The sequence below is a fragment of the Parahoeflea halophila genome (genome assembly GCF_900220985.1).
In the GTDB taxonomy this organism is placed as follows: domain Bacteria; phylum Pseudomonadota; class Alphaproteobacteria; order Rhizobiales; family Rhizobiaceae; genus Hoeflea; species Hoeflea halophila.
The window spans coordinates 199,025-218,487 of sequence record NZ_OCPC01000004.1; the positions used below are offsets into that span (position 1 = coordinate 199,025).

Consider the following 19,463-nt stretch of genomic DNA (forward strand, 5'->3'; position numbering starts at 1 on the left):
CGTTCTCAAGCGACAGGCGCCGAACCCTCATTTGGCATCCGGCATGATCGTAATATGGGAACTTACTGATAGCTTCGCAAGAACCTTGCCCCGCGCCCGTTGCCGCTCCTAATGTCCGGACAATCGAATCGCTTTTTCAACAAGGACGGACCATGGCCCTGCGCAAGATCATCATTGATACGGACCCCGGCCAGGACGATGCCGCCGCGATCATGCTGGCACTTGCCAGCCCGGAACTCGAGGTTCTCGGGATCACGGCGGTGGCAGGCAACGTGCCTCTGGCTTTGACCGGGCGCAACGTCCGCATGGTCACTGAAATCTGCGGCAGGGCCGATATTCCTGTCTACGCCGGCGCTGACCGGCCGCTTGCCCGGAAGCTGGTCACCGCTGAACACGTCCATGGCAAGACCGGCCTTGACGGCATCGACCTGTTTGAACCCGCACGCCCGCTGGAACCGGAACACGCCGTCGATTTCATCATCGAGAAGCTCCGCACCGAGCCCGCCGGCAGTGTGACGCTGTGCCCGCTCGGACCTCTGACCAACATCGCCACGGTCCTTGAGCGTGCTCCGGATGTGGTAAACCGGATCAAGCAGATCGTGCTGATGGGCGGCGGCTTCTTCGAAGGTGGCAACATCACACCGTCAGCAGAGTTCAACATTTACGTCGATCCCGAGGCCGCAAAAATCGTGTTCGGGGCCGGAGTACCGCTGACCATGATGCCCCTCGATGTGACCCACAAGGTGCTGACCACCAGGGCCCGCGTCGAACGCCTGCGCGCGAACGGCAACCGCGCCTCCGTTGCGATGGCCGACATGCTGGAGTTCTTCGAGCGCTTCGACGAGGAGAAATACGGCACCGATGGCGGTCCGCTGCATGACCCGACGGTCATCGCCTGGCTGCTCGATCCAGGCATGTTTTCAGGCCGCAACTGCAATGTCGAGATCGAGACCGGTTCCGACCTGACCCTGGGTGCCACCGTGGTTGACTGGTGGAAGGTCAGCGGGCGCCCCGAGAACGCCCTTGTTGTAAATGACGTCGATGCGGATCGTTTCTTTGATCTGCTCATCGAGCGTCTTGGGCGCCTTTAAGTGTCTCGGAGTCGTGCGTCGACATCGGCTGACAGCGGGATCGATGGCTGGGCACCGGGCTTGAGGCAGGCCAGTGCGCCAGCCACGGCAGCCCGGCGAACGGCGGTGGAAAACTCCAGCCCCGCATCAAGGCCCTGGGCAAGATAGCCGCAGAACGTGTCGCCGGCGCCGACGGTGTCGACCGGTGTGATCTTGAGGGAGGCCACGTGCGAGATCTCGCCATCCCTGGCCCATAGCACGCCGTCGCCGCCAAGCGTGACGATCATGCACTGTCGGGTTTTGTTATGCAGCCTCTCCAGCTCTGCCCTCGCAGCCTCAAGCGTCTCGGCCGGCTGGCCCGAGAGCCGCGCAAACTCCGTCTCGTTGGCGATGACGATGTCAGCCAGAGGCGCAAGCCGTTCGACCGCATCTGTGAGTGGCGCGATGTTGAGTACACTGCGCACACCATTGGCCCGCGCGGCCGTGAGAGCGGCTTCGGTCGCGGTCTCCGGAATTTCCATCTGCAGGAGCAGCGTATCGCCCTCTGCCATCGCAGCGACCGCCTGTTCAGCGTCAGCTGCAGTCACCTTCCCGTTGGCGCCGGGGACCACCACGATCATGTTCTCGCCGTCGCCGCCCACGAGAATCACGGCGATCCCGGTCGGGCCATCGACATGGCGCACGGTTGCAAGGCTGGCGCCTGCGCCATCGAGCAGCGCCAGGGCGTCGGCCGCAAAAGCATCGTCGCCCACCGCGCCGCACATCGTCACCGCTGCGCCCGCGCGCTGTGCTGCCAGTGCCTGGTTGGCGCCCTTGCCGCCCTGCGCCGTGGTGAAATCCGTCCCGCTGACGGTCTCGCCCGGTTCGGGCAGCCGCGGCGTTGTGGCAATCAGGTCCATGTTGACGGATCCGATGACGGTGATCATGGTTTTCTCCCTTGCTGCTCGCATCAGGCCGTTCGGTTACCGGGCTGCGCTTTTTCGTATGGGCAGCTTTTTGTCAGGTTATCGGGGCTTAGAAAAGGGGTCAGTTGCCGTCGTCGACGACGCTCAGCTTGAGCGTGGAGGACCGCGGTTCGAATGTCCCTGGTTGATCGTACCCAGGGGCGGGTTCCGCCGACTGCCCCTTCTTGTCAGCTGTCTTGGCATCATCAGCCAGCTGAGCGAATTCCAGGGCCTCGATCTTGGCGCCGCGCTTGGTCAGCTTGTCCGAGGAGGTCAGGATAAGGTCGACATCCTTCTGCGCCATCGAAAAATGCGCCTGCAGCTTGCGCGTCCGGTCATCGAGCCGGGAAAGGTCCTCCATCAGCCGGATGACCTCGCCCTGGATCAGATGCGCCTGTTCGCGCATGCGGGCGTCCTTGAGCAGCGCCTGGATCACCTGGATCGACAGCATCAGCAGCGATGGCGAGACGATGACCACGCGTGAGCGCTGCGCCTTTTGGACGATGGCTTCAAAATTTTCGTGGATCTCGGCAAAGATCGATTCCGACGGCACGAACAGGAACGCCGTATCCTGGGTCTCGCCCGGGATCAGGTACTTGTCCGAGATATCGCGGATATGGACTTCGATATCCCGGCGGAAGCGCTGCTGTGCCTGCAACGCAGACTGCTCACCGCTTTCCTCTGCCTCTGCGGCGCGCATCGCGTTCCAGGCTTCAAGCGGGAACTTTGCGTCGACCACCAGATCCGGTGCGCCGTTGGGCATGGCGATGGTGCAATCTGGCCGCATGCCGTTGGTCAGCGTCGGCTGGAAGCTGAAGGCGCCAAACGGCAGGCCGTCCTGGATGATGGTTTCCATCCGCGACTGTCCGAAAGCCCCACGAGTCTGCTTGTTCGACAGGATCGCCTGCAGACCGACCACGTCGCGCGCAAGCGACTGGATGTTGTTTTGCGCCGTGTCGATCGCCGCTAGCCGTTCCTGCAGTTTCGACAGGTTCTCGTGGGTCGATTTGGTCTGCTCGGTGATCGAGGTGCCGAGACGCTGGGTCATCCCGTCGATGCGCTGGCCGATCGCCTGGTTGAGTTCGGCCTGGCGTGCACCGAACAGCTCTGCCATCGCGCCCATGCGGCCCTGCATTTCCGCTTGCGTCTTGAGAATCTCGGCAAGCCGTTTCTCGGCCTGGGCCGCCCTGGTCATGGCGTCGGTATCCGCCTGCGCCCGTATACGTGTCAGGCGCATCAGGCTGAACGCCAGCCAGAGGGTGCACAGCACCAGCACCGCAAACAAAGCCAACAGGCTTTGCCCCACTGTGATTATGTGGCCGTTGAGCTCGAACAAGGGAGAGGAAAACAGGGCTGTACCGGTTTGCATTGCCAAGGCCTAACTGATTCTGCGGCTTTTGTCAGATCAAAACGGGAACATAGCCGCCGGCTGGTTAACAGCGCTGATTGACGGCACGCGGATCAGTGACTATTTCACCGCTATGACCATCAAGCCGATTATCTATCTGCCCGACCCCGTTCTCCGCCAGCAAAGTGTTGCGGTGGAGCGCGTCGATTCGGAAATCCAGAGCTTTATCGATGATATGCTCGAAACCATGTATGACGCGCCCGGTATCGGCCTGGCCGCGATTCAGGTCGGCGTGCCGCGGCGACTTTTGGTCATCGACGTCGCCGGCAAGGACGAAGAGCCAACTCCGCAGGTGTTCATCAACCCGGAACTGGTGGCGACCGGTGACGAGACCAGTCTCTACGAAGAAGGATGTCTCTCGATCCCGGACTATTACGCCCAGGTCGAGCGGCCGGCGACGATCACCGTCAAGCACCTGGATCGCGAGGGCAAGGAGCAGGTGACAGAGGCCGACGGCCTGCTCGCCACCTGCCTGCAGCACGAGATCGACCATCTCAATGGCGTGCTGTTCATCGACCATATCTCCAAGCTCAAGCGCGACATGGTGGTGCGCAAGTTCACAAAGCTGGCAAAGGCCCGCGTGACCGCCTGATCTGACACATCACCATTGCCGCCACCCGGCTGACAGGCTGCCGCCAACCCGTATGAGGATCGACTATGCGCATCATCTTTATGGGAACACCCGCTTACGCGGCGCCGACGCTGGAAGCGCTGCATGCGGCGGGGCATGAGATTGTTGCAGTCTACTCGCAGCCGCCGCGTCCGGCCGGTCGTCGCGGCTTGGAAGTCTTGCCCTCACCGGTTCACCGCTCGGCCGACGCGCTCGGCATTCCCGTGTTCACTCCCAAAAGCCTGAAGAGTGAAGACGAGCAGACGGCTTTCGGTGCGCTGCATGCCGACGCCGCGGTTGTTGTCGCCTATGGGCTGATCCTGCCCAGAGCCATTCTCGACGCGCCGCGGCTCGGTGCCTGGAACGGTCACGCATCGCTGCTGCCGCGCTGGCGTGGCGCAGCACCCATTCAGCGCGCCATCATGTCAGGCGACACCAGGACCGGCGTCATGATCATGCAGATGGACGAAGGCCTCGACACCGGCCCGGTGGCGATGACCGAAACCGTCGAGATCACACCTGCCATGACCACCGGCGAATTGCACGACGAGCTTGCGGATGTCACCGCAAAGCTGATGGTCGAAGCCATGGCGCGCCTCGAAGATGGGCGGCTCCCGGTAACGGCGCAATCGGATGAAGGCGTGACCTACGCGGCCAAGATCAGCAAGGCCGAAACCCGGGTGGATTTCACCTGGCCCGCGCAGCAGGTGCACGACCATGTCCGCGGTCTTGCGCCGTCACCTGGTGCCTGGTTCGAGCTTGACACTGGCGGCCGTGCGGAGCGCGTCAAGCTGCTGGCGACCGAGGTGGCAGAGATTGACGCGGCGACACAGGCGCCGGGGACTGTGCTGGATGATCGGCTGACCATTGCCACGGGCGAGGGGGCGATCAGGTTGCTGACGTTGCAGAAGGCCGGCAGCAAGCCCCTCAAGGCCGAGGATTTCCTGCGTGGAACCACTGTCGCCGCAGGCACGGTGATCGGTTGATGCCGCGCTATCGTCTCGACATCGAGTATGACGGCACCGGCTATGCCGGCTGGCAGCACCAGGATGACCATCCGTCGATCCAGCAGGCCATCGAAACCGCAATCCGGGGTTTTTGTGGCGAGACTGTCAGAATCCGAGCCGCCGGGCGTACGGATGCGGGTGTCCATGCCTGGGGGCAGGTCGCCCATGTCGATCTTGAGAAGGCCTGGCCTGACGAGACCGTGCGGAACGCGGTCAACGCCCACTTGCAGATTGCGGGCGAGCGGGTGGCGATCATCGCCGCGCGCCAGGTTGACGATGAATTCGATGCCCGTTTCTCGGCAATCAAGCGCCACTATGTCTACCGGATCATCTGCCGCCGTGCGCCGCTGGTGATCGAAAAGAACCGGGCGATGTGGTCGGTCAAGCCGCTCGACATCGCTGCCATGCACGAGGCGGCGCAGGTGCTCGTCGGGCGCCATGATTTCACCACCTTCCGCTCGGTCCAGTGTCAGGCCAAATCACCTGTGCGCAGTCTCGACCGGCTCGACGTCGTGGCCGGCGCCCAAGCCGGACTGATCGAAATCCACGCTTCTGCACGCAGTTTCCTGCACAACCAGATACGCTCATTCGCAGGCACCCTGCGGCTGGTCGGTGAGGGCAAGTGGACGGCCGCGGACGTTGCGGCAGCCCTGGCTGCCAGAAACCGCAAGGCCTGTGGCCCGGTGGCCGCTCCTGAAGGGCTCTACTTCCGGGCAGTTGATTATCCCGAGACCGTGGGTTGAAGGGGCGGATGCCTGCCTTGTCTTGGGCAGGCCTTGCCGCTCCGGAGCGTGTGCCAACCTGGCCGAAACCGTGCCTGAAACCGGGCAAATTACGGTGTTTCTCCGATGAAACTCAACAATTCAGCTGCTGCATTAGAGATTTGTCAAGCTATGTAGCCAAGTTTGCAACATGCCGGGTTGAATCGACGACGCTGTCGCTGTGAAGTCTCGGGCAAGCAAACGGGAATAGGCATAAGCCGGTTAGATCCGCTTCCCTAACACGCAACCGATTCAGGGGCAGAGACAGTGAACAAACAGGACCTGCCTCTTGGGGAGGCCACCCGGCTCAAGGCGTTGCGTGACCTTCATGTTCTCGACACTGCACCCGAGCGCGAGTTTGAGGCCCTGGTCAACGCAGCGGCGCTTGTCTGCGGGACCCCGGTTTCGCTGATCACGCTTGTTGAGCAGGACCGGCAATGGTTCAAGGCCAATTTTGGTTTGCCTGGCGCGACTGAAACGCCGCGCGATATTTCGTTCTGCGCGCATGCCATCTACGGCGAAGGCATCATGGAAGTCGAAGACGCAACCGCCGATCCACGCTTTGCGGACAATCCGCTGGTGACCGGCAAGCCGGATTTCCGGTTTTACGCCGGCGTTCCGCTTACTCTTTCCTGCGGGGAGAATGTTGGCACGTTGTGCGTTATTGGTCATGCACCCCACAAGCTGACACCGGAGCAGCGCGAAATTCTCGGTCACCTCGGTTACGCGGCGACCCGTGCGCTTGAGGCCAGGCTCGCGCTTGACGAGGAACAGCAACTGCGCCTGACCCAGTCGCGAGCGGCATCGATCGTCGAAAACAGCCTTGATGCGATTGTCACCGTGGGGACTGACGGCATCATCGAACTCTGGAATGCTGCAGCGGAAGAAATGTTCGGTTACACCGCAGAAGAAGCGGTGGGCAGACCCGTCAGCATGATCCTGCCGCTGGATTCAGAACAGACTGAATCCTTTGCAGGAACGTTTCCCGAAGGACGAGAAGCCGACTTTCGCGAGACGTTCAGGCGGACGCGGGATGGCAGAGTCATTCCCGTCTCGATCTCCACTGGTCCGGTCTACTCGAAGGATGGCGAGGTGATTGCCCGCACGGATATCATTCGTGACATCAGCGAAAGCGTGGCTGCCAAGCAGGGCCTGAACGAAGAACGTCAGCGGCTTCAAAATATCCTGGAAGGCACCGGAGCTGGCACCTGGGAGTGGAATGTCCAGACTGGCGAAACCCGATACAATGAACGCTGGGCGGAAATAATCGGCTATACGCTCGATGAGTTGAAACCTATCTCGATCGAGACATGGTTGAAACACACCGAGCCGGATGACCTTGAAGGCTCCAGAAAAGCCCTGAAGCGCCATTTTGATGGCGAGACCGAGACCTACCGGTTCGAGGCGCGGATGCGCCACAAGTCCGGCCATTGGGTCTGGGTGCTCGATCGGGGCAAGGTGATCACCAGGACTCCGGACGGCAAGCCCGAATGGATGTTCGGGACCCGTCAGGACATCAACGAGCGGAAGCTGCAGCAGGATGATCTGCGCAAGAGCCAGATCTTTCTCGACAAGACAGGGCGTTTGGCCGGCATTGGTGGATGGGAGATGGATCTCGTGACCGGCGAGATCATCTGGTCAGATGAAACCTGCCGCATCCACGGACTCGAGCCCGGCTATACGCCTGTCCTCGAGGAGGCGTTGAATTTCTATGCGCCGGAGGCGAGATCCGTCGTTCAGGCCGCTGTTGAGAAGAGCATCGAAACCGGCGAGGGCTGGGATATCGAAGTGCCATTCAACAGGGCCGACGGGATCCGTATCTGGGTTCGCACGACAGGCTCCACGGAGTTTGACAACGGTGTTCCCGTGCGCCTCGCCGGAGCCTTTCAGGACATTACTGAACAGGTGGAACAACGCCTCGCGCTGGAGGTTCTGAGCGAACGGCAGGCCGTAGCGACCGAAAATGGTCGTATCGGCATCTGGGATGCGGACCTTGTCAACCGAACGACGCACTATTCCGAAATGTGGTGCCAGCTTCTGGGGTATACCCGAACAGAAATGGGCGATGGCCTGGAGCGCTGGCTGGATCTATTGCATCCGGACGACAGGGAGCGCGTGAAAGGCGCGGACCTTGCCCACATCGCCGGCAAAACTCCGTTTTTCGAAGAGCAGATCCGGATGCGCCACAAGAACGGCAGCTGGGTCTGGATACTTGACCGCGGCAGGGTGATCGCGCGGGATGCGGAAGGCAAGCCAACGCGGATGATCGGGACCCACATCGACATCACCAGCCAGAAGCAGGCCGAGGAGAAACAACTCGAGTTGGCCGAAAGGATCACGCTGGCCACCGACAGCGGTGGCATCGGTATCTGGGAAGTCGATCTGGTCAGGAACGAAGCAGTCTGGGACTCCTGGATGTACCGGCTGTTCGGTGTGAACGAGAGCCATACCGAGCCGGTCGCCGAGATCTGGCGCCGGCATGTCCATCCAGAAGACCTTGACCGCATGGAGCAGGCGGTCAAACGGGCCATTGTCGGTGTGGCGCCGCTGGAAGAGGAATACAGGATCATCCATCCTGACAACTCGATCCATTATATCCGTGTTTCAGCCAATGTAACGTCCAACGAGCCCGGCCGGGCATTGAAGATCGTCGGCGCAGCATGGGACGTCACAAGGGTCCGCACAATGGCACTGGAACTCGAGGAGCAGCACGAGTTGCTGCGCGTCACGCTGCACTCCATCGGCGATGCGGTGATGACCACGGACGCCCGTGGAATTGTGCAATGGCTCAACCCTGTTGCAGAACGAATGACGGGCTGGAGCATCAGTGAGGCTGAAGGCAAGCCGAGCCACGCCGTCTTTAACATCGTGCATGAGGAAACCCGGCAGACAGCGCCCGATCCCATCGCGGCCTGTCTCGACAAGGTCGAGGTTGTTGGTCTCGATCATGACACCATGCTGCTTTCCCGCGATGGCCGTGAGTTCAGCATCGAGGATTCGGCTGCGCCGATCCGCAGTTCCGATGGCGAAACGCTTGGCGCCGTCCTCGTCTTCCACGACGTCAGCGAGCAGCGCCGTCTGTCGCGCGAGATGCGTCACCGGGCTACTCATGATCCGCTGACAGGCTTGATCAATCGGGTCGAGTTTGATCGGCGCCTGGCTTCGGTGTTTGAAAAGTCGGTGGTGGAAGAGACGCCCAATGCTTTGCTCTACATCGATCTCGACCAGTTCAAGATCGTCAACGATTCCTGCGGCCACGCCGTGGGCGACGTTCTGCTCAAACAGGTCAGCAAACTGCTCTGCGAGACGATCCGCTCGGGCGACACGCTCGCCCGTCTCGGTGGCGATGAGTTCGCCGTCATTCTGCAGCGCTGTTCAATCGAGAACGCGACAAGGATCGCACAGAACATGTGCGACCGGATGAGCGATTTCCGCTTTGTCCATGGTGACAAGCGGTTTCGCGTTGGCACCAGCATCGGGCTTGTCCCGGTCGATGGCAGCATGCCGAGTGTGGCCTCCATCCTGCAGGCTGCCGACAGCTCCTGTTACGTGGCCAAGGAAGCGGGCCGCAACCGGGTTCAGGTCTGGGTCGACAGCGACGAGGCCTTGGCCACCAGGTCAGGTGAAATGCGCTGGGCATCCAGGATCGAACAGGCGCTCGACGAGGACCGGTTCGTGCTTTTTGTTCAGGACATCCGGCCTTTCGACGGTGCGGCCAGCGGCCGTCATGCCGAACTCCTGATCCGTATGAAGCATGAGGACGGAAGCCTGATTTCCCCGTCGGCGTTCCTGCCATCAGCCGAACGCTTCAATCTTGCCTCGCGCATTGACCGATGGGTGCTCTCCCGCGCCGTCGAATGGATTGCCGAAAGCACCCGCGACAGCGATATAGCCACCATCAGCCTGAACCTCTCTGGCCAGTCAGTCGGGGACCGCTCGTTCCACCTTCATGCCCTGGAAGTGCTCGAACAGGCAGGAGAGGACATCTGCACGAGATTGTGCTTCGAGATCACCGAAACGGCAGCGATCACCAATCTGGCTGACGCCAGCTCGTTCATTGAAAAGGTGCGGGAAAAGAGTGTTCGGGTCGCCCTCGACGATTTCGGCGCAGGAGCCTCCTCGTTCGGGTATCTCAAGCGCTTCCCGGTCGACTATCTAAAGATCGACGGCCAGTTTATCCGCGATCTGATCGATGACCCGCTCAACGATGCCACGGTGCGCTGCTTCGTCGAGGTGGCGAGGGTTCTTGGCATCCAGACCATTGCTGAATATGTCGGTGACGACGAGGTGATGGCAAAGCTGAAGGAGATAGGCGTGGATTTTGGCCAGGGATTTCATCTCCACAAACCTGAACCGTTGCGCAACCAGGCGGCGTAGCGGCACTTGGCCATGGTGCTGCAGCTCTTTGCAGGGCTTCTGGTGGGTCGCAGGACCGGCTGTTTCGGGATTTATTACTTGTTAGCTGTCGATTTTTAACAGAAAGGTAACGCAAACCGCCGAAAGCTTGAATGGCCAGTATCCGCGTTCGCGCGGACCGCATGATGCCGCTCTGGAGGTCTCGTACCAAGCGAGACATGTCTTTCTACAAGCTAACATTCGGGATTCTCGATGCTCATTTCTCGCAAATTGCCCATGGCGGCTGCCTTGTTGACGATCATGTCCATCGGTGCTTCGAGCATTGTCAGCCTGCAGATCGGATCCAGCGCGGTAAACGAAAAGATTGTTGAGAAGCTTGAAGCCGTTGTCGACGGACGGCGCAATCAGCTTGAGACCTTTCTCGCCAACCTGCAGCAGGATCTTACCGCCACGTCGCAGAACAACCTGATGCGCATCGCGCTGGAAGGCTTCAAGTACGATTGGGGTTTCCTCGGCGCCGATGTCAGTGAGGAACTGAAGCGGCGTTACATCTCGGAAAATCCGTTCCCCGCTGGCGAGCGCCAGAAATACGACACCGCGCAGAAGCCAGATGCGGCCAAGATCAGCTCCTACGACCAGAGCCATGAACGCTATCACGGCCAGCTGCGCGAGATGGCAAGCAGCCGCGGCTGGGAGGATTTCTACCTGGTCGATATGTCCGGCAATGTCATGTACTCGGTCAACAAGTATGACGACTACGCCAGCAATCTCAGATCCGATGCCATGAAGGGGACGGGTCTTGGGAAGGTGTTTCAAGGCATTGTCGGGGACAATATCACCGACCGCACCGTGTTTGCCGATTACGAGCCCTATGCCCCTATCAATGGGCAGCCTGCGGCCTTCATGGGTCACGCCCTGAACTCGCAGATGGGCATGGTCGGCGTCATCATCATCCGCGTTCCCAGCGGCAAGATCGCCGAGATCATGTCCAACACCGCCGGTCTGGGCCAAACCGGTGAGACCGTACTGCTCAACTCGAACGGTTACCTGATCAGCGATTCGATCCGCACGCCGGAAAACGACATGCTGGCCGTCCAGGTCGATAGCGATGTTCAGCGCAATGCACAGGGCAGCGCCGTCGTCGTCGGCAGTCTTGAGGGTTACCGCAACATGGACTCCAGCGTCGCCATGACCGGGGTCAAGTTCGACGGCGCCGACTGGACCGTTGCCGCATTGATCGACAAGAGTGAAGCAGGCGCCAGCATGGTGATGATGCGCAATGCCATTCTCGGCGTCGCCCTGCTGTTGCTGCTCGGTGCCCTTGCGGTCAGCATCTGGTTCTCGCGTTCACTGACCAAGCCAATCGAAGCGCTGGTGGCCAACATGCGTCGCCTTGCCGAGGGCGACACGTCGATCGAACTCGCCGGCGAAAACCGCAAGGACGAGATTGGCGAAATGGTCCGCTCGGTCGCGGTCTTCCGCAATGCTGCCATTGAGAAGGTGGAGCTCGAGCGCGCGGCCGACGAAAATCGGTCCCAGACAGAAAAGAGGCGCCAGGAACGCGAAACGGCCGAGGCCGAGCAAACCCGGTTGATGCAAGAGGCCGTGGATTCGCTGGCTGGCGGTTTGCACAAGCTTTCCGAAGGTGATCTCACCATCAGGCTCGAAACACCATTCATCGACAGTCTTGACCGGCTTCGTCTCGACTTCAATGCCTCGGTTGAAAAGCTCAACGAAACGCTCAGCGATGTCACCGAAAACATACACGGCATCAACGGCGATACCGGGGAGTTGCGCGCAGCTGCCGATGACCTGTCGCGCCGCACCGAGCAGCAGGCGGCTTCGCTCGAGCAGACATCCGCTGCACTTGACCAGATCACCGCCACCGTGAAGAACTCGTCCGAGCGTGCTGACGAAGCTACCAGCAAGGTGGCTGAAGCCAAGCAGTCGACGGACACATCAAGCAAGGTGGTCAGCCAGGCCATCAATGCCATGGGCCGGATCGAGGAAGCCTCCGGCGAGATCTCGAAGATCATCAATGTGATCGATGAGATTGCCTTCCAGACCAATCTGTTGGCGCTCAACGCCGGCGTCGAGGCCGCCCGTGCGGGAGAAGCCGGGAAAGGCTTTGCCGTCGTGGCGCAGGAGGTCCGGGAACTGGCGCAGCGCTCTGCAACTGCGGCCAAGGACATCAAGGGCCTGATCAACAAGTCTGGTGAAGAGGTTAAGTCCGGCGTCACATTGGTGCGCGAAACTGGCGAAGCACTCAGCATGATCGCCGAGCACGTCACTGCCATCAACGATCAGATCAACTCGATTGCGACCGCCGCCCGGGAACAGGCCAACGGCCTCACCGAGATCAACTCTGCGGTCAATCAGATGGACCAGGTGACACAGCAGAACGCGGCGATGGTCGAGGAAACCACGGCCGTCACGCACAGGCTTACCAGTGGCGCTGCGTCGCTTGAGGGGCTGGTGCGCCAGTTCACCCTGACCGGCGGCAGCCGACCGGTCGCTGTGTCGACCCAGGCAGCGATGCCCGGCCCGGCCAAGCACACCCCAGCATCCGCCGCGCCGAAACCGGCTGTCCGCTCAAGGCCAGTGGCAAACGCCATCAGCGAATCCACAACCAATTCCCGGCCGGTCCAGTCTCCGGCAAGGAACATGTTAAACACTGTTGCCCGCGCATTCGGCGGCGGCAAGTCCAACAACCCAACTGCAGCGTCTCAGGACGACTGGGAGGAATTCTGATGCAGGAAACCGCGAACAACAATGTTGCCACCAGCGGCTATCTTGAGATTATTTCGTTCCATCTTGGCAAGCAGGTCTTCTGCGTCAATATCATGTCGGTTCGCGAAATCCGCGGCTGGGCGCCATCGACCACCCTGCCGCACTCGCCGCGCCACGTTCTGGGCGTGATCAACCTGCGCGGATCGGTGATCCCGGTCATCGACATGGCAATCCGTCTCGGACTGCCGGCGATCAAGCCGACCGAACGTTCGGCAATCATCGTTACCAACATTGCTGGCAAGCTGGTCGGTCTGCTGGTGGAAAATGTCTCAGACATGATCACCGTCAAGAACGCTGATCTGCAGCCGGCGCCGGATGTGCTCCCCGCGGCCGAACGCGCCCTGACCAAGGCCATCATCCCGGTCGACGAGCAGATGATTTGCTACCTCGACCTCGATGCGCTGTTTTCGACTGCCGATGAAATGGCAGCCTGATACTCTCGGCAATCGCGGCACTTCGAGCCATCCCCCGCCCACTCATGGGAGCGGCGAGGGGTGGCTTACAGCATTCATTAGGCACGCCGAAAACGCGATTTGAGAGCGGTCGAACTCAGTTGCTCAGCGAACCGTAGGCCAGTTCTGATACTGTGAGCCCGCTGATTACCATCAGCAGCGTGATAAAGACGCTGACCATCACATCGCCTTCCAGGCAGATGCGGACCACCCGGAAATAGAGCCAGATCACCGCTGCATAGACGGCAAGTGAAATGAAGGCGCTGGCAGCATCTGATACCGGGGTCAGATAGCGCAATGATGCTGGGAAAAATCCGATATAGGCCGAGAGCAGGCCGAACCAGTTGTTGGCGACCACCAGCCGCGTGAACTTGCCGGGGAGGCCGAACACCTGGCACACGGGCAACAACAGCAGCGCGGGCAACACCCAGGCAACGACGTCGAAGACGCTGGAAACGGCAAAGAATCTGAATACCTCGGCAGCCGTTTCAGGCCTGAGTTCGGGTGAGGCGCGCCAGATCCCGGTCCACAGGAAGCATTGCACCGGCCAGGCCCAGGCAAACGCGCCAAACGAGCGCCAGAAACCGTCGGGCGAACTGTCGAGCAGGCGCAGACCGTCCCGGTTTCCCAGGATCATGTATAACAGTCCGGCGAGCGAACGGCCGGCCTCAACGCGGGTCGGGATGAAGTCGGCGGCCAATCTCAACGAGTCCCGGCGCTGGCAGACTGGCGTTCGAACCAGCCTTCAATGAACGTCTCATACACCAAGGTCAGGCTTTCCAGGTCGCTGAGCGCAACGCGCTCGTCGACCATGTGCATGGTCTTGCCGACCAGCCCGAACTCGACCACCGGGCAGTAATTCTTGATGAAGCGTGCATCGGAGGTGCCGCCGGTTGTCGACAGCGCCGGTATCCGGCCGGTCGCCTGTTTGACCGCTACCGACAGTGCCTCGATCAGGGCATCGTCCCGGGTCAGGAATGAGGGTGAAGAGCGCGCATCAAATTCGACGCTGTAGCGCACTGGCTCGCGTCCAGGCCGCATTCCCAGGTCTCTCGACGCCCGTTCAAGCCGCGCCCGCAGTTCCTCGGCAAGGCTTTCGGCAGTCCACTGGTCGTTGAAACGAATGTTGAACCGGGCCGTTGCCCGCGCCGGAATCACATTGGTTGCCGTGTTTCCGGTATCGATACTGGTGACTTCCAGATTGGAGGGCGGAAAGCGCTCATTGCCGACATCGAGTGGTGGGTCAAGCAGTGGTTCCACCAGCTTGACCATGCCGCGCAGCGGGTTATCGGCAAGATGCGGATAGGCGACATGGCCCTGCACGCCATCCACTCTCAGTGTGCCAGAAAGCGAACCACGCCGGCCGATCTTGATCATGTCCCCCATTTGGTCGGGATTGGTCGGTTCGCCTACCACGGCCGCATCCCAGGTCTCGCCCTTGGCTTTCTGATAGGCGAGCAGCTTCTCGGTGCCGTTGATCGAAGGGCCTTCCTCGTCGCCGGTGATCAGCAGCGACACAGAGCCTTTCGGCGCGCCGGAGCGTTCGATCACCCGTGCCAGCGCAGAGACGAAGCAGGCAATGCCGCCCTTCATGTCGACAGCTCCGCGGCCATACATCTCGCCATTGACGACGTCTGCGCCAAACGGATCTCGCGTCCAGGCACCCTCGTCGCCGACCGGCACCACGTCGGTATGACCGGCAAACATCAGGTGTGGTCCGCTGTTCCCCAGCCGGGAGTAGAGATTTTCCACATCTGGCGTGTCGGTGTCGGAAAACGTCACCCGGTCATTCGTAAAACCGAGTTCGCTGAGCATGGAAGCCAGCGTGGTCAGCGCGCCGCCTTCCGCGGGCGTGACGGAAGGGCATCGGATCAGGGCAGCGAGGGTCTGTGTCGGATCGGTAAGTTTCATGCTTCGTGATTAGAACATTGCCCCGGCACTGTCGACTGGGTACGGCGGCTGAAAAAGCCAATCAGTAGCCGGGATGATCCGGTGCCGGGCCGTGCCGGTTGGGGCCTTTGACCGACGGCCAAAGCAGGATCAGAAGCAGCATGAAAAAGGACGCGGCGGGGATCACCAGAACGGCAACCAGAATGCCGGGTAGGCCGGCATCATGCAGTCGCTTTATGCTCATCACCGCTGTCGACCAGGCTGCGGGAATGAAACACAGAATAAAGCCGAGGCCTGCCATTGCGATCTCACTGCTGTCAGGTTCCGCGCTTACGGCGGCGGAAACCGGGATCGCCATCACCACAGACCAGAACAGCAGGGCCCACGCGTAGGTGCGGCGCGACAGCCGGCCCGAGACGCTGAACAGAAGCCAGCGCATGCCGGAACCGGGCCGCCGCGCCATCGGGTATCAGTCCCTGAGAAGTTCGTTGATGCCGGTCTTCGACCGGGTCTGCGCATCGACGGTCTTGACGATGACGGCGCAATAGAGGTTTGGCGCAGCTGCGCCGTTGCCCATGGTGCCCGAGCCCGGCATCGAGCCTGCGACAACCACCGAATAGGGTGGAACTTCGCCATAGCTGATCTCGCCGGTCATGCGATTGACGATCTTTGTCGACTTGCCGATATAGACGCCCATACCGAGCACCGAACCTTCGCGGATGATGCAGCCTTCGACCACTTCGGAGCGCGCGCCGATGAAACAGTTGTCCTCAATGATGGTGGGGCCTGCCTGCAGTGGCTCGAGCACGCCGCCAATGCCGACGCCGCCTGAAAGATGCACGTTCTTGCCGATCTGGGCGCAAGAGCCGACCGTGGCCCAGCCGTCAACCATCGTGCCTTCGTCCACGTAGGCGCCGAGATTGATGAAGGATGGCATCAGCACAACATTCTTGCCGATAAACGAGCCGCGCCGGACGATGGAGCCGGGAACCGCGCGGAAACCGGCGCGTTCGAATTCATTGGCGCTCCAGCCTTCGAACTTCGATGGCACCTTGTCCCACCAGACCGCATCGCCGGGGCCACCCTTGATGACTTCCATCGGGTTGAGGCGGAACGACAGCAGCACCGCTTTCTTGAGCCACTGATTGACGGTCCACTGGCCGTCATCGCCCCGCTCGGCAACCCGGGCCTGTCCCAGATCCAGCAGATTGAGCGCGGTTTCCACCGCCTCACGTACCTCTCCGCGGGTTGACGTCGAGACGGTGTCGCGGTTGTCAAAGGCAGTTTCGATCGTGCTGGCGAGAGCGGCCAAATCATGTTTCATCGTGGCGATTCCTTAAGGTTCAACGTCTAGTGTGGGTGGCTATGGCCGTATCAAGCCGGACCGCCAGCGCCGTTGCCACTCTCCTAAGGGAGGCAGGGCGCGTGGTCAATTCCGGTCTCCTCGGCGACGCCAAACGGGAACTTGCAGATGAATGCCAAACTAACCAATGAGGCCTGGGATCCACTCGCCGACAGCCGCGAGGACAAGCTGCGGGCAGACCGTCAGCCCAGGACCCCGCAGAGCACGTCGCCCGCCTACAGGTTGGCTTATGCGGACGAGGATTTCCTGTGCCGCGAGGAGTTGCGGCCGGTCCGCCTGCAACTGGAGCTGCTCAAGCCTGAAATGATCCTGATGGAAGCGGGCATCCGCTCCACAGTGGTGATGTTCGGCGGCGCCCGCATTCCCGAGCCTGGGAAGGAACCATGGGCGGCGAAGACCGAGACCCAGGCCAGGAACCTCACCGCCGCCTCGCGCTATTATGAGGAAGCCCGCTCCTTTGCCCGGCTGTGTTCAACCCACTCGCTGGCGGCCAATGGCCAGGAGTATGTCGTCTGCACCGGTGGCGGTCCGGGGGTAATGGAAGCCGGCAACCGTGGCGCCCATGATGTCGGTGCGGCCTCGATCGGGTTGAATGTGGTGTTGCCGCACGAACAGGCGCCCAATGAGTATGTCACGCCGGAGTTCAGCTTGAACTTCCACTATTTTGCCATTCGCAAGATGCATTTTCTGATGCGCGCCAAGGCGATTACCATCTTCCCGGGCGGCTTTGGAACCATGGACGAGCTGTTTGAAACGCTCACCCTGATTCAAACCCAACGCATGGATCATGTGCCGGTGATCCTGTTCGGGTCGGAATTCTGGAATTCGATTGTCGATTTTCAGGCCCTGGCCGATTTCGGAACGATCTCGCCCGGAGATCTTGACCTTCTCAACTTCGTCGAAACGGCGGACGAGGCCTGGTCAATCATCGCCAAACACTACGAGATCGCCCCGTTGGCATAGAAAACCCTGGCCGGGAAAGTCCCGGCCAAGGCTCTAGATTCAACTGATCTGAAGTATTAGTTGGCGTCGGCGCTGGTCTTGGCGTCACGGTAGAAATCGGTGATGTCGATCTTCTGGTCGCCATTGCGGTCGAAACGCGCGAACATCTTGGTATCGAGCGCGGTGAACTCCTCGCGGCTGATCTCGCCGTTCCTGTCAGCGTCAAGGCGCCCGACGCGCATTCCGTGGTGGCCCTTGCCGTCATGCTTCCCGGCCATCTGCCTGTCGCGGTCGCCCTTCGTGCCATCGCGTTCGGCGCGCTTGTCCATCATGTTGCCGCCTTCCTTGGCGGCGTCCTTCATGGCCTTGCGTTCGGCGCGGCGCTGTTCGCGCATTTCCTTCCGCTCTTGCTTGCGCATGTCGCCATACGCTTCGAGCTCTTCCGTGCTGAGCGAGCCGGACTTGTCGGTGTCAACGCTTTCGAAAATGGCGAGATGGTGTGCGGAGATTTCCTCGAGCTGCACTGCACCGTCGCGGTCGGCGTCAAAGCGCTCCATCATGCGTTCGATGCGGGGGGCGCCATGCCGCGGACCATGCCGCGGGCCATCACCTTTGTCCTGTGCGGAAAAGGCCGGCGCGGCGGTGGATGCGATCAGGGCGGCGGCGAGAGTAGCAAGAATTGTCTTTTTCATCTTGTGTTCCTTTGGTGGGAAGCGTGTCGTGCATCCCAAATGTGAACCCTTCGCCCCCCGGTCACCACTTAAACCCCTGTAATGTAGATTAAACTTTGGCAAGGTCCGGTTCTGAACGTCTCCCCGCCGCAAGCTTGAGGGTCAGGAAACGATCCGGGTCAGGAAAGCCGCCAGATCGTCCGTCACATGATCGATATGGCCGCCGTCCTTGCCCTCGTGCTCCCACACCTCGTCGAGCACCACGTCGAGATTGTTGGGAACGATCAGAACCGTACGCATGCCCAGCGCATGCGGCGCCAGAAGGTTGCGCGGCAGGTCCTCGAACATCGCTGCCTTTTCCTTGTGGACACCGTGCTTGGCCAGAAAACGGTCATAGGTCTCAGGTGCCGGCTTGGGCTTGAGATCGGCCGCGACGATATCGAAGATGTCGTCGAAATGATCGAGAACTCCAAGTGCCCGCGCGGTCCGCTCGGCATGAGGCGTGTCGCCGTTGGTGAAGATGAACTTGCGCCCCGGCAGCGCCTTGATCGCGTCTGAAAGCGCGGGATCCGGCTTTACCCAGGAGTAGTCGATGTCGTGGACTTTCTCGAGAAAGTCGTTCGGATCGATGCCGTGATGCAGCATCAGGCCCTGCAGCGTGGTGCCGTGCTCGCGGTAATATTTTTTCTGAATGCCACGGGCAGCGTCGTGGTCAAGATCGAGCAGTTCCCGCACATAAGCCGTCATTTTCTTGTCGATCTGCGAGAACAGATCTGTGTGGCGTGGGTAGAGCGTATTGTCGAGGTCGAACACCCACTCGGTCACGTGGGCGAAGGCTGAGGGATCCGGCAGGGCCGATTTAGGAGACATGAAAAGCTCGTTCCTCTTTCGGGTATTTGGCGCTGCGGCTCAATCTGGTGCACCGGCGGCAATTGTAAACCGCTGATTTACCTGCCCTGTATCGTCGCTGTCAAAATATCCGTGCGATAGGGTCGCTGCCGACAACAGCGCTGGGCGACCACATTGGCGGTGGAGCAACGCGTCCGAGTCCAGCCGGTACGATAGCGCCGAATCGATAACCCTGTCGCGTTCACAAATCAGGTCATTTGTCTGATGGACACGCACTTGCGTCATATCCACATCCTGGCAGTCATATCGTCCGCATGACGACGGAGATGCATGGGCGATCTGAATGGTTG

16 protein-coding genes are annotated in these 19,463 nt (G+C 60.8%); 8 read left to right on the forward strand and 8 right to left on the reverse strand.

What is annotated here, in order from left to right; genetic code table 11:
- The first annotated feature begins 152 nt into the window (after positions 1 to 152).
- Positions 153 to 1,091 (forward strand): nucleoside hydrolase, encoded by a 939-nt coding sequence (locus CRO46_RS14260; protein ID WP_097108460.1) that lies wholly within the window; start codon positions 153 to 155, stop codon positions 1,089 to 1,091.
- Here CRO46_RS14260 and CRO46_RS14265 read toward each other — a convergent pair.
- Positions 1,088 to 1,996 carry a ribokinase gene (locus tag CRO46_RS14265; protein ID WP_097108461.1) on the reverse strand — a complete coding sequence of 303 codons (909 nt, stop codon included), beginning with the start codon at positions 1,994 to 1,996 and terminating at the stop codon, positions 1,088 to 1,090. The genes CRO46_RS14260 and CRO46_RS14265 overlap by 4 nt on opposite strands.
- 100 nt (positions 1,997 to 2,096) lie before the next feature.
- Entirely contained in the window at positions 2,097 to 3,383 is a 1,287-nt protein-coding gene (locus CRO46_RS14270; RefSeq protein ID WP_097108462.1) for a DNA recombination protein RmuC, read from the reverse strand.
- 112 nt (positions 3,384 to 3,495) lie between these two features.
- Here CRO46_RS14270 and def point away from each other — a divergent pair, with 112 nt between their 5' ends.
- The 6 genes from def to CRO46_RS14300 all read left to right on the forward strand — a co-directional run bounded on the left by def (position 3,496) and on the right by CRO46_RS14300 (position 13,380).
- Positions 3,496 to 4,014 carry a peptide deformylase gene (gene def, locus CRO46_RS14275; protein WP_097108463.1) on the forward strand — a complete coding sequence of 173 codons (519 nt, stop codon included), beginning with the start codon at positions 3,496 to 3,498 and terminating at the stop codon, positions 4,012 to 4,014.
- A 65-nt stretch (positions 4,015 to 4,079) separates the two neighbouring features.
- Entirely contained in the window at positions 4,080 to 5,018 is a 939-nt protein-coding gene (gene fmt, locus CRO46_RS14280) for a methionyl-tRNA formyltransferase (protein ID WP_097108464.1), read from the forward strand.
- A complete protein-coding gene (truA, locus tag CRO46_RS14285) occupies positions 5,018 to 5,782 on the forward strand; it encodes a tRNA pseudouridine(38-40) synthase TruA (protein WP_097108465.1) in 765 nt (254 codons plus the stop codon). The genes fmt and truA overlap by 1 nt, the downstream gene beginning before the upstream one ends.
- A 285-nt stretch (positions 5,783 to 6,067) precedes the next feature.
- Positions 6,068 to 10,177 (forward strand): PAS domain-containing protein, encoded by a 4,110-nt coding sequence (locus CRO46_RS14290; protein ID WP_097108466.1) that lies wholly within the window; start codon positions 6,068 to 6,070, stop codon positions 10,175 to 10,177.
- A 231-nt stretch (positions 10,178 to 10,408) separates the two neighbouring features.
- Positions 10,409 to 12,907, forward strand: a complete 2,499-nt coding sequence (locus tag CRO46_RS14295) for a methyl-accepting chemotaxis protein (RefSeq protein WP_244577903.1) — start codon at positions 10,409 to 10,411, stop codon at positions 12,905 to 12,907.
- Positions 12,907 to 13,380 carry a chemotaxis protein CheW gene (locus tag CRO46_RS14300; RefSeq protein ID WP_097108467.1) on the forward strand — a complete coding sequence of 158 codons (474 nt, stop codon included), beginning with the start codon at positions 12,907 to 12,909 and terminating at the stop codon, positions 13,378 to 13,380. Before CRO46_RS14295 ends, CRO46_RS14300 begins: the two co-directional genes overlap by 1 nt.
- A 115-nt stretch (positions 13,381 to 13,495) precedes the next feature.
- Here the strand turns inward: CRO46_RS14300 and CRO46_RS14305 are convergent, their stop codons facing one another.
- From CRO46_RS14305 to dapD, 4 genes are all read right to left on the reverse strand, one after another.
- Positions 13,496 to 14,098: a hypothetical protein gene (locus tag CRO46_RS14305; protein WP_097108468.1), complete on the reverse strand. Its 603-nt coding sequence runs from the start codon at positions 14,096 to 14,098 to the stop codon at positions 13,496 to 13,498.
- A gap of 2 nt (positions 14,099 to 14,100) precedes the next feature.
- Positions 14,101 to 15,309: a succinyl-diaminopimelate desuccinylase gene (dapE, locus tag CRO46_RS14310; protein ID WP_097108469.1), complete on the reverse strand. Its 1,209-nt coding sequence runs from the start codon at positions 15,307 to 15,309 to the stop codon at positions 14,101 to 14,103.
- Between the two features lie 61 nt (positions 15,310 to 15,370).
- A complete protein-coding gene (locus tag CRO46_RS14315; protein ID WP_097108470.1) occupies positions 15,371 to 15,751 on the reverse strand; it encodes a DUF805 domain-containing protein in 381 nt (126 codons plus the stop codon).
- 6 nt (positions 15,752 to 15,757) lie between these two features.
- The gene (gene dapD / locus CRO46_RS14320; RefSeq protein ID WP_097108471.1) at positions 15,758 to 16,612 is read right to left on the reverse strand and encodes a 2,3,4,5-tetrahydropyridine-2,6-dicarboxylate N-succinyltransferase; all 855 of its coding nucleotides are present in this window, start codon (positions 16,610 to 16,612) and stop codon (positions 15,758 to 15,760) included.
- A gap of 147 nt (positions 16,613 to 16,759) precedes the next feature.
- Here dapD and CRO46_RS14325 point away from each other — a divergent pair, with 147 nt between their 5' ends.
- Positions 16,760 to 17,614 carry an LOG family protein gene (locus CRO46_RS14325; RefSeq protein ID WP_097108472.1) on the forward strand — a complete coding sequence of 285 codons (855 nt, stop codon included), beginning with the start codon at positions 16,760 to 16,762 and terminating at the stop codon, positions 17,612 to 17,614.
- Between the two features lie 56 nt (positions 17,615 to 17,670).
- Here the strand turns inward: CRO46_RS14325 and CRO46_RS14330 are convergent, their stop codons facing one another.
- Together CRO46_RS14330 and CRO46_RS14335 are read right to left on the reverse strand one after the other, a co-directional pair.
- Entirely contained in the window at positions 17,671 to 18,285 is a 615-nt protein-coding gene (locus CRO46_RS14330; RefSeq protein WP_097108473.1) for an EF-hand domain-containing protein, read from the reverse strand.
- A 141-nt stretch (positions 18,286 to 18,426) separates the two neighbouring features.
- Positions 18,427 to 19,134 carry a pyrimidine 5'-nucleotidase gene (locus CRO46_RS14335; RefSeq protein WP_097108474.1) on the reverse strand — a complete coding sequence of 236 codons (708 nt, stop codon included), beginning with the start codon at positions 19,132 to 19,134 and terminating at the stop codon, positions 18,427 to 18,429.
- Positions 19,135 to 19,463 lie beyond the last annotated feature (329 nt).

Bases quoted from the DNA above. Each gene is read 5' to 3' on its own strand.
- CRO46_RS14260 (WP_097108460.1), top strand. From the start codon at position 153: ATGGCCCTGCGCAAGATCATCATTGATACGGACCCCGGCCAGGACGAT.
- CRO46_RS14265 (WP_097108461.1), bottom strand. From the start codon at position 1,996: ATGATCACCGTCATCGGATCCGTCAACATGGACCTGATTGCCACAACG.
- CRO46_RS14270 (WP_097108462.1), bottom strand. From the start codon at position 3,383: ATGCAAACCGGTACAGCCCTGTTTTCCTCTCCCTTGTTCGAGCTCAAC.
- def (WP_097108463.1), top strand. From the start codon at position 3,496: ATGACCATCAAGCCGATTATCTATCTGCCCGACCCCGTTCTCCGCCAG.
- fmt (WP_097108464.1), top strand. From the start codon at position 4,080: ATGCGCATCATCTTTATGGGAACACCCGCTTACGCGGCGCCGACGCTG.
- truA (WP_097108465.1), top strand. From the start codon at position 5,018: ATGCCGCGCTATCGTCTCGACATCGAGTATGACGGCACCGGCTATGCC.
- CRO46_RS14295 (WP_244577903.1), top strand. From the start codon at position 10,409: ATGCTCATTTCTCGCAAATTGCCCATGGCGGCTGCCTTGTTGACGATC.
- CRO46_RS14300 (WP_097108467.1), top strand. From the start codon at position 12,907: ATGCAGGAAACCGCGAACAACAATGTTGCCACCAGCGGCTATCTTGAG.
- dapE (WP_097108469.1), bottom strand. From the start codon at position 15,309: ATGAAACTTACCGATCCGACACAGACCCTCGCTGCCCTGATCCGATGC.
- CRO46_RS14315 (WP_097108470.1), bottom strand. From the start codon at position 15,751: ATGGCGCGGCGGCCCGGTTCCGGCATGCGCTGGCTTCTGTTCAGCGTC.
- dapD (WP_097108471.1), bottom strand. From the start codon at position 16,612: ATGAAACATGATTTGGCCGCTCTCGCCAGCACGATCGAAACTGCCTTT.
- CRO46_RS14325 (WP_097108472.1), top strand. From the start codon at position 16,760: ATGAATGCCAAACTAACCAATGAGGCCTGGGATCCACTCGCCGACAGC.
- CRO46_RS14330 (WP_097108473.1), bottom strand. From the start codon at position 18,285: ATGAAAAAGACAATTCTTGCTACTCTCGCCGCCGCCCTGATCGCATCC.
- CRO46_RS14335 (WP_097108474.1), bottom strand. From the start codon at position 19,134: ATGTCTCCTAAATCGGCCCTGCCGGATCCCTCAGCCTTCGCCCACGTG.